General features: G+C 62.3%; 7 protein-coding genes. 4 read left to right on the top strand and 3 right to left on the bottom strand.

The window, feature by feature from the left end:
- Positions 1-26: 26 nt before the first annotated feature.
- Positions 27-779, bottom strand: a complete 753-nt coding sequence (locus tag AB4O08_RS21020; protein ID WP_460114320.1) for a thioesterase II family protein — start codon at positions 777-779, stop codon at positions 27-29.
- 302 nt (positions 780-1,081) lie between these two features.
- Here AB4O08_RS21020 and AB4O08_RS21015 point away from each other — a divergent pair, with 302 nt between their 5' ends.
- Positions 1,082-1,633, top strand: a complete 552-nt coding sequence (locus AB4O08_RS21015; RefSeq protein WP_005789991.1) for an RNA polymerase factor sigma-70 — start codon at positions 1,082-1,084, stop codon at positions 1,631-1,633.
- Positions 1,634-1,675: 42 nt separating this feature from the next.
- Here AB4O08_RS21015 and AB4O08_RS21010 read toward each other — a convergent pair whose 3' ends face one another.
- Together AB4O08_RS21010 and AB4O08_RS21005 are read right to left on the bottom strand one after the other, a co-directional pair.
- A complete protein-coding gene (locus AB4O08_RS21010) occupies positions 1,676-2,464 on the bottom strand; it encodes a substrate-binding periplasmic protein (protein WP_010208806.1) in 789 nt (262 codons plus the stop codon).
- A gap of 94 nt (positions 2,465-2,558) precedes the next feature.
- Positions 2,559-3,182 (bottom strand): TetR/AcrR family transcriptional regulator, encoded by a 624-nt coding sequence (locus AB4O08_RS21005; protein WP_010208805.1) that lies wholly within the window; start codon positions 3,180-3,182, stop codon positions 2,559-2,561.
- A 153-nt stretch (positions 3,183-3,335) separates the two neighbouring features.
- Here AB4O08_RS21005 and AB4O08_RS21000 point away from each other — a divergent pair, with 153 nt between their 5' ends.
- The 3 genes from AB4O08_RS21000 to atuC are packed head-to-tail and all read left to right on the top strand — an operon-like array spanning position 3,336 to position 7,620.
- Positions 3,336-5,114: an acyclic terpene utilization AtuA family protein gene (locus AB4O08_RS21000; RefSeq protein ID WP_198729455.1), complete on the top strand. Its 1,779-nt coding sequence runs from the start codon at positions 3,336-3,338 to the stop codon at positions 5,112-5,114.
- Positions 5,115-5,127: 13 nt separating this feature from the next.
- Positions 5,128-6,000: an SDR family oxidoreductase gene (locus AB4O08_RS20995; RefSeq protein WP_045791787.1), complete on the top strand. Its 873-nt coding sequence runs from the start codon at positions 5,128-5,130 to the stop codon at positions 5,998-6,000.
- A gap of 3 nt (positions 6,001-6,003) precedes the next feature.
- Entirely contained in the window at positions 6,004-7,620 is a 1,617-nt protein-coding gene (atuC, locus tag AB4O08_RS20990; RefSeq protein WP_042571859.1) for a geranyl-CoA carboxylase subunit beta, read from the top strand.
- The last annotated feature ends 4 nt before the right edge of the window (positions 7,621-7,624 follow it).

Raw genomic sequence — 7,624 nt, 5'->3', positions numbered from 1 at the left:
AAATTCGAGAATTCGGGGGGGCTGGTTCAGCCGACGGCAAGTGGACGTGCCACGCCATTGCGCCATCGGGCCAGGTGTTCCTCGGCGTAACGCCGCATGCAGCGCAGCACGGCGCTTTCGTGCTGTATGAGGAAGAAGTGGTGGCCGTCGAACATGTCCAGGGAAAAGCCACTGGCGGCATCCAGTTGCCAGTCGAGCAGTTGGTCGGCGCGCACGCTGTCCTGTTTGCCGCCAAACACGTGAATCGGCATGCCCAGCGGTGTGCGCTCGCCGTAGCTGAAGCTGCCGCACAGCAGGAAATCCGCGCGCAGGATCGGCAGCATCAACTGCATCAACTCGGAGTTGGCCAGGGCTTCTTCGGCGGTGCCTTGCAGCTCGCGCAGGCGGGCGATCAGTTGTGCGTCGGTCTTTTCGATGGCGTATTCGCTGACGTCGCGGCGTGCCGGCCCGGCCGTGCCGGAAGCGAACAGGGCCAGCGGCGGCGGCACGTCGCGCGCACGCAGCGCATGCGCCAACTCGAAGGCGAGCAGGCCGCCGAGGCTGTGACCGAACAAGGCGTAGGGGCCGTTCAGGTCGCGGCTGATTTCATCGGCGAGCTGGGCCGCCAACACCTTGATGTCGCGCTGCAACGGCTCGTCCATGCGCATGCCACGCCCGGGCAATTCCAGTGGGCATACCTGCAACCACTCGGGCAGGGCCCGACGCCAGCGCGCGTAAACCATGGCGCTGGCGCCCGAATAGGGCAGGCAGAACAGGCGCAGTCGGGTCGGCGCACTCATCGCGTGACGACTCCAAACTGAAACACGCTGTATGCACGATAAAAACCCATTTCGTCCTCCTGCGGGTGCTGGTCCTTGGCCGTTTTACTAACGGACCTGTCACCCAGAAGAACGGACGGCACCGGCAAATAATTAGTCGCCGGGTACGAGCGAGACGTGGTTCACACCTAACAAGAAAGCATAAGATTAGTTCGCCTTCTCATTTGACAATCATTATCATTCAGCATAATTTGTTGCCCGATGTGTAGGAGGCCTCAGCAAGGACGCCCTCCCCTGACTTCTTTTGCGACAAGGTGATTTCCATGACGGAACAAGTATCCACAGGCAGGTGCGACTCACCGCTTCTCCAGGCATTCGTCGATAATCGGCTGATCCTGGTGAAGATCGCGGCACGTATTACCGGCTGCCGCTCCCGTGCCGAAGACGTAGTGCAGGACGCCTACTTCCGGCTGCAGTCGGCGCCGACGATCACGTCATCGTTCAAGGCTCAATTGAGTTATCTGTTCCAGATCGTGCGCAACCTGGCGATCGATCACTACCGCAAGCAGGCCCTGGAGCTCAAATACTCCGGGACGGAAGAGGAAGGCTTGAATGTGGTTATTCACGGCGCTTCACCGGAAACCTCGCACATCAATTTCAACACCCTGGAAAACATCGCCGACGCCCTGACGGAGCTGCCGCAACGCACCCGCTACGCGTTCGAGATGTACCGCCTGCACGGCGTGCCGCAAAAGGACATCGCCAAGGAACTTGGCGTATCGCCGACCCTGGTGAACTTCATGATCAGGGATGCGCTGGTGCACTGCCGCAAAGTGTCGGGCAGCCATAGCGATACGTTTGCACGTAGGGTGTGACACACCGCTGTAGGAAATGTGGGAGCAGGCCTGCTCCCACACTCAGGGTACCGCCGTCACATCAATGCGGTACGGCTCGAAAATCTTCAGCATCTCGCCATCATCACGCAAGCGTTTGAGCAATGCGGAAAAGGCCTCCCCCGTGATCGGTGCTTTCGGGCGCAGTAGCGCGAAGTGGTGATACACCTGGTCGATGCGCTCCGACACCAGGAACTGCCCCGCCATCTCCGCATTGCGCACCATAAAGTCACTCAAGTACGAACGGGTCACCAAGGCAATGTCGGCACGCCCGCGCGCAACCATCAGCAGGTTGCTGTCATGGGAGTAGGTCAACGTGGCGTTGAAGTGCTCCGCCATGTACTTGGGGTCGGGGTTGAAGTTGGCGAAGGCGTAGTGATAACCGCTGAATACCGCCAGGCGTTTGCCCTTGAGGTCAGCGAAATAGCTTTGGTCGCGACCGGCCTCACGTTGGGCGACAAAAATCTCTGCGTCTTCCAGGCCCATATCGACCGTGGTGTGGGGAATCTTCTGCCAGCCCCAGTCAGGGTTTTCGAAGATGGCCATATCCACCCGGCCCTGCTCGAAATCGCGAAAACGTCGCGGGATAGAGGTGGGCACCAGTACAAATTGGTAGTCGGTTTGCGAGGCGTTCAGGGCCTCGACCAGTTGCGGCAGCAACCCGGTATCGGCACCCTGCTCGGGGCGCACGGTGTAGGGCGGGAAATGTGCCGCGCCGATGCGGACCAGTTGCGCAGCCGAAGCCTGCCCCCACCACGCGGTGCCCAGTGCCCAAAAGGTAAGTCCTGCAGCCAGCCGCCATGGCGAAAACATCAAGGCACACACCGTTCAAAAACGCTAATGGCGATAAGCTAGGCGTTTTCGTCTGGCGAGACAACTTTCCATCGGCAAATTAATAGCTTGCACCTCAATCGGCTTTCAGAACCATTAACAGGGCTTCTTCGGCCAACTGCTCAAGCGTCAGGCTGCCCTCGGCGCGGAACCAAGTGGTGGTCCAGGACAAGGCACCGGTGAGGAAACGCCGGGTAATAAATACATCGCCCCGGATATAGCCGGCGTCCTTGGCCTCACCCAGTACCTGCAGCCAGATCGCCTCATACACATCACGCAGGGCCAGCACCTGGGCCTGGCCTTCGGCCGACAGCGAACGCCATTCGTAGACCAGCACCGCCATGGCCTCGCCGCTGCCGCCCATGATCGACTGCAATTCACAGCGGATCAGCGCCAACACACGCTCACGCACGTTGCTGGCTTCCTCAAGGGAGGCGCGCATCATCGCGGTGTTGTAATGGATGGTTTCTTCCATCACCGCGCGCAAGATCTCGTCCTTGCTCTTGAAGTGATGAAAGATGCTGCCGGACTGGATGCCCACGGCGCTGGCCAGGTCGCGCACCGTCGTGCGCTCGAAGCCCTTGTTGCGAAACAGGTGGGCCGCGGTCTGCAGCAGCTTGCCCCGGGCGCTGTCGGGGTCGGTCAGTTGGCCGGCTTCCACCATGGTGCGCATCACCCGCAGGGCTTTATGCTCATCCATGCCTCTCTCCTCTACTTCCACGGACGTCTTGGCCGGCAATTTAGGCCGTGGCGGCCACCCAAGCAAGCGCTTGGCTAAAACTTGTGACTGGCGTTTACAAACCAAGCGCTTGCTTGGTAGTCTCGCCCACAGCCATTCGAGGAAGGATTTCTCATGAGCAAGACAGTTCGTATCGGCTGTGCCAGCGCCTTCTGGGGCGACACCTGCACCGCCGCTGCCCAGTTGGTGCACGGCGGCAAGCTGGATTACCTGGTGTTCGACTACCTGGCGGAAGTCACCCTGTCGATCCTCGCCGGCGCGCGCATGAAAGATCCCCAGGCGGGCTACGCGACGGATTTTGTCGAAGTGCTCACGCCCTTGCTGGCGGATATCCAGCGCCAGGGCATTCGTGTGATCAGCAATGCCGGCGGTATCCATCCCCAGGCCTGCGCCGCCGCCCTGCAAGCGGCCTGCGACAAAGCAGGTATCAAACTGAACATCGCCGTGCTGCTGGGCGATGACCTGCTCCCCCAACTCAAGCAACTGCACGGCATCACGGACATGTTCAACGGCACGCCGTTGCCACCGGTGTGCGTGTCCGCCAACGCCTACCTCGGCGCACCGGGCATTACCCAGGCACTGGCACTGGGCGCGGATATCGTCATCACCGGTCGCGTGGTGGACAGCGCCGTGGTCAGCGCGGCGCTGGTGCATGAGTTCAACTGGTCCTGGCAAGACTACGACCGCCTCGCCCAAGCCGCATTGGCCGGGCATATCATCGAATGCGGCGCACAGTGTACCGGCGGTAATTTCACCGATTGGCGCGATGTGCCGGACTACGAACACATCGGTTTTCCCATCGTAGAAGTCGGCGCCGACGGGCAGTTCACCGTCGGCAAGGTCGACGGCACGGGCGGGTTGATCAGCGAACTCAGCGTGGCCGAGCAGTTGCTGTATGAGATCGGTGACCCGCGGGCCTATCTGCTGCCGGATGTGATCTGCGACTTCAGCCAGGTCAAGTTGCAGCAGCAAGGCAAAAACTGTGTGCGCCTGCACGGCGCCAAGGGCTTGCCGCCCACCGATCGGTACAAGGTCAGCGCCACCTACCCGGACGGCTTCCGCTGCACCGCCAGTTGCCTGATCGCCGGGATCGATGCGGTGGCAAAGGCCAAGCGGGTCAGCCAAGCCATCATCCACAAGACCTCGGAACTGTTCAGCCAACGCGGTTGGGCGCCCTACACCGAGGTGAATATCGAACTGCTCGGCAGTGAAGCGACCTATGGCGCCCACGCGAAGCGTCAGGACTGCCGCGAAGTGGTGGTGAAACTGGCGGTGCGTCACCCGAGCAAACAGGCATTGGTGCTGTTCGCACGTGAGATCGCTCAAGCCGCCACCGGCATGGCGCCGGGCCTGACCGGCATCGTGGGCGGACGGCCAACCGTGTACCCGTTGATCCGGCTGTTTTCATTCCTGATCGATAAATCCGCCTGCCAGCTGTTGATCGACTTGCAGGACAAACGCCACACCTGCTCCCTGCCGGTTGCCGACGCCCCCGCACTGCCCGATGCACCGATTGACCCACCCAAGCCCCAAGGCCGCGCCGACGCCAGCGTCCCTCTGGTGAAACTGGCCGTGGCGCGTTCCGGCGACAAGGGCAACCACAGCAACATCGGCGTGATCGCCCGCGACCCCGAGTACTTGCCCTGGATCGCCGAAGCGCTGACCCCGGAAGTGATCGTCGACTGGATGGGCCATGTGCTGGACCCCGTTCACGGTCGCGTCGAGCGCTGGTATTTACCCGGCAGCCACAGCCTCAACTTCCTGCTGGAAAACGCCTTGGGCGGCGGCGGCATCGCCAGCCTGCGCATCGACCCGCAGGGCAAAGCCTTCGCCCAGCAACTGCTGGAAATCCCCATCGCCGTGCCGCAACACATCGCAGATTCACTCACCTGACAGGAGCGTTGCCGTGGCCTTCGACTCGATCTTCAAAGCCAACCTGTTCCACGGGTACACCGTGATGGTCACCGGCGGTGGCAGCGGTATTGGCCGCTGTACCGCCCATGAGTTGGCGGCCTTGGGTGCCAAGGTGATCCTGGTGGGACGCAAGCCGCAAAAGCTGCAAAACGTCGCGATCGAGATCGCCGAAGATGGCGGCAGCGCCGCGTGGCAGGCGTGCGACATTCGCGATGAAGAGGCCGTAAAGGCGCTGGTCAAACACATCATTCATGCCCACGGCCCGATCCACGGCCTGGTCAATAATGCGGGGGGCCAATATCCGTCACCACTGGCGGCGATCAATCAAAAAGGCTTCGAAACCGTAATCCGCACCAACCTCGTCGGCGGCTTCCTGGTGGCGCGGGAAGTGTTCAACCAATCCATGAGCAAGCATGGCGGCGCCATCGTCAACATGCTCGCGGACATGTGGGGGGGCATGCCCGGCATGGGCCACTCGGGTGCGGCGCGCGCGGGCATGGACAACTTCACCAAGACCGCCGCCTTCGAATGGGGTTACGCCGGGGTACGGGTCAATGCCGTGGCGCCGGGCTGGATCGCCTCCAGCGGCATGGACACCTACGAAGGCGCGTTCAAGGCGGTGATCCCGACCTTGCGCGAACACGTGCCGCTCAAGCGCATCGGCACCGAATCGGAAGTCAGCGCAGCCATCGTGTTCCTGCTCAGCCCCGCCGCCGCCTTCATCAGTGGCAGCACTTTGCGCATCGACGGTGCGGCCAGCCTGGGCAGCCGCGCCTGGCCGTTGCACAAGGCGCAGGCACCGAGCGAACCCTTCAATGGCTTTCACCGTGCCTACCTGCCGGATGTGCTCAAGGCGGAGAAATAGACCATGCCGGTAATCGAGTCCTTGATCGACACCCACCACGCCCAGTTCGCGCAAAATCGCGAGGCCATGCTGGCGGCCATCGCCCACCTTCACCAGTTGGAACACACCCTGCTCGCCAAGGCTCAGGAAGCCAAGCCCAAGTTCGACAAGCGCGGCCAACTGCTGCCCCGCGAGCGTCTCGCCCTGTTGCTGGACCCCGGCGCGCCGTTCCTGGAACTGGCCAGCCTGGCCGGCTACAAGCTGCACGACGACAAGGATGGCAGCGCCGCCGGCGGTGGGTTGATCGCCGGCATCGGCTACGTCAGGGGCGTGCGCATGCTGGTGGTGGCCAATAACAGCGCGATCAAGGGCGGCACCATTTCCCCCACCGGCCTGAAGAAATCTCTGCGCCTGCAACACATCGCGATGGAGAACAAACTGCCCGTGGTGACCCTGGCCGAAAGCGGCGGCGCCAACCTCAACTACGCCGCCGAGATTTTCGTCGAGGGCGCGCGCAGCTTCGCCAACCAGGCGCGCATGTCGGCCATGGGTTTGCCGCAGATCACCGTGGTGCATGGCTCGGCCACGGCGGGCGGTGCCTATCAGCCGGGGCTGTCGGATTACGTGGTGGTGGTGCGTGGCCGGGCCAAACTGTTCCTCGCGGGCCCGCCGCTGCTCAAGGCCGCAACCGGCGAAGTGGCCACCGATGAAGAACTGGGCGGCGCAGAGATGCACGCACACACCGCCGGCACCGCCGAATACCTGGCGGAAAATGACGCCGACGGTGTGCGCATCGCACGGGACATCGTCGGCCTGTTGCCCTGGAATGATCACCTGCCAATGGTGCCAAACCGTGCTTACGCAGAACCCCTGTATCCCATCGAAGAACTGCTGGGCCTGATCCCTGACGACCCGAAGAAACCCTACGACGTCCGCGAAATCCTCGCGCGCCTGGCCGACGGCTCCCGCTTCCTTGAATTCAAAGGCGAGTTCGACGCCCACACCGTCTGCGGCCACCTGCACATCCAAGGCCACGCCGTCGGGGTGATCGGCAACAACGGCCCGATCACGCCCAAGGGCGCGACCAAGGCCGCACACTTTATCCAACTGTGCGACCAAAGCCGCACGCCGCTGCTGTTCTTGCACAACACCACTGGCTTCATGGTCGGCACCGAGTCAGAGCAGCAAGGCGTGATCAAGCACGGCGCGAAGATGATCCAGGCGGTGGCCAATGCACGAGTGCCTAAACTCACGATTGTGGTGGGCGGCTCCTACGGCGCCGGCAACTATGCAATGTGCGGCCGCGGCCTGGACCCACGCTTTATCTTCGCCTGGCCCAACAGCCGCACGGCGGTGATGGGCGGTGCGCAGGCGGGCAAAGTGCTGCGCATCGTCACTGAGGCCAAGCAGTTGAAGGACGGCCTGGTGCCGGACCCCAAGGTGCTGGACATGCTGGAGCAGGTCACCGCACAGAAGCTCGACAGCCAATCCACCGCGCTTTATGGCAGTGCCAATTTGTGGGACGACGGGCTGATTGATCCACGGGATACACGGACCTTGCTGGGCTTTCTGCTGGATATCTGCCACGAGGCGCAGGTGCGTGAGTTGCAAGCCAATACCTTCGGTGTAGCGCGTTTTTAGGAGA

It is taken from the genome of Pseudomonas sp. H3_E07 (assembly GCF_054668895.1).
Note: the sequence above shows the minus strand (reverse complement) of the source record. Positions and strands in the feature narration are given on the sequence as shown.

Coding starts and splice junctions, on each gene's coding strand:
- AB4O08_RS21020 (WP_460114320.1), bottom strand. CDS start 779: ATGAGTGCGCCGACCCGACTGCGCCTGTTCTGCCTGCCCTATTCGGGC.
- AB4O08_RS21015 (WP_005789991.1), top strand. CDS start 1,082: ATGACGGAACAAGTATCCACAGGCAGGTGCGACTCACCGCTTCTCCAG.
- AB4O08_RS21010 (WP_010208806.1), bottom strand. CDS start 2,464: ATGTTTTCGCCATGGCGGCTGGCTGCAGGACTTACCTTTTGGGCACTG.
- AB4O08_RS21005 (WP_010208805.1), bottom strand. CDS start 3,182: ATGGATGAGCATAAAGCCCTGCGGGTGATGCGCACCATGGTGGAAGCC.
- AB4O08_RS21000 (WP_198729455.1), top strand. CDS start 3,336: ATGAGCAAGACAGTTCGTATCGGCTGTGCCAGCGCCTTCTGGGGCGAC.
- atuC (WP_042571859.1), top strand. CDS start 6,004: ATGCCGGTAATCGAGTCCTTGATCGACACCCACCACGCCCAGTTCGCG.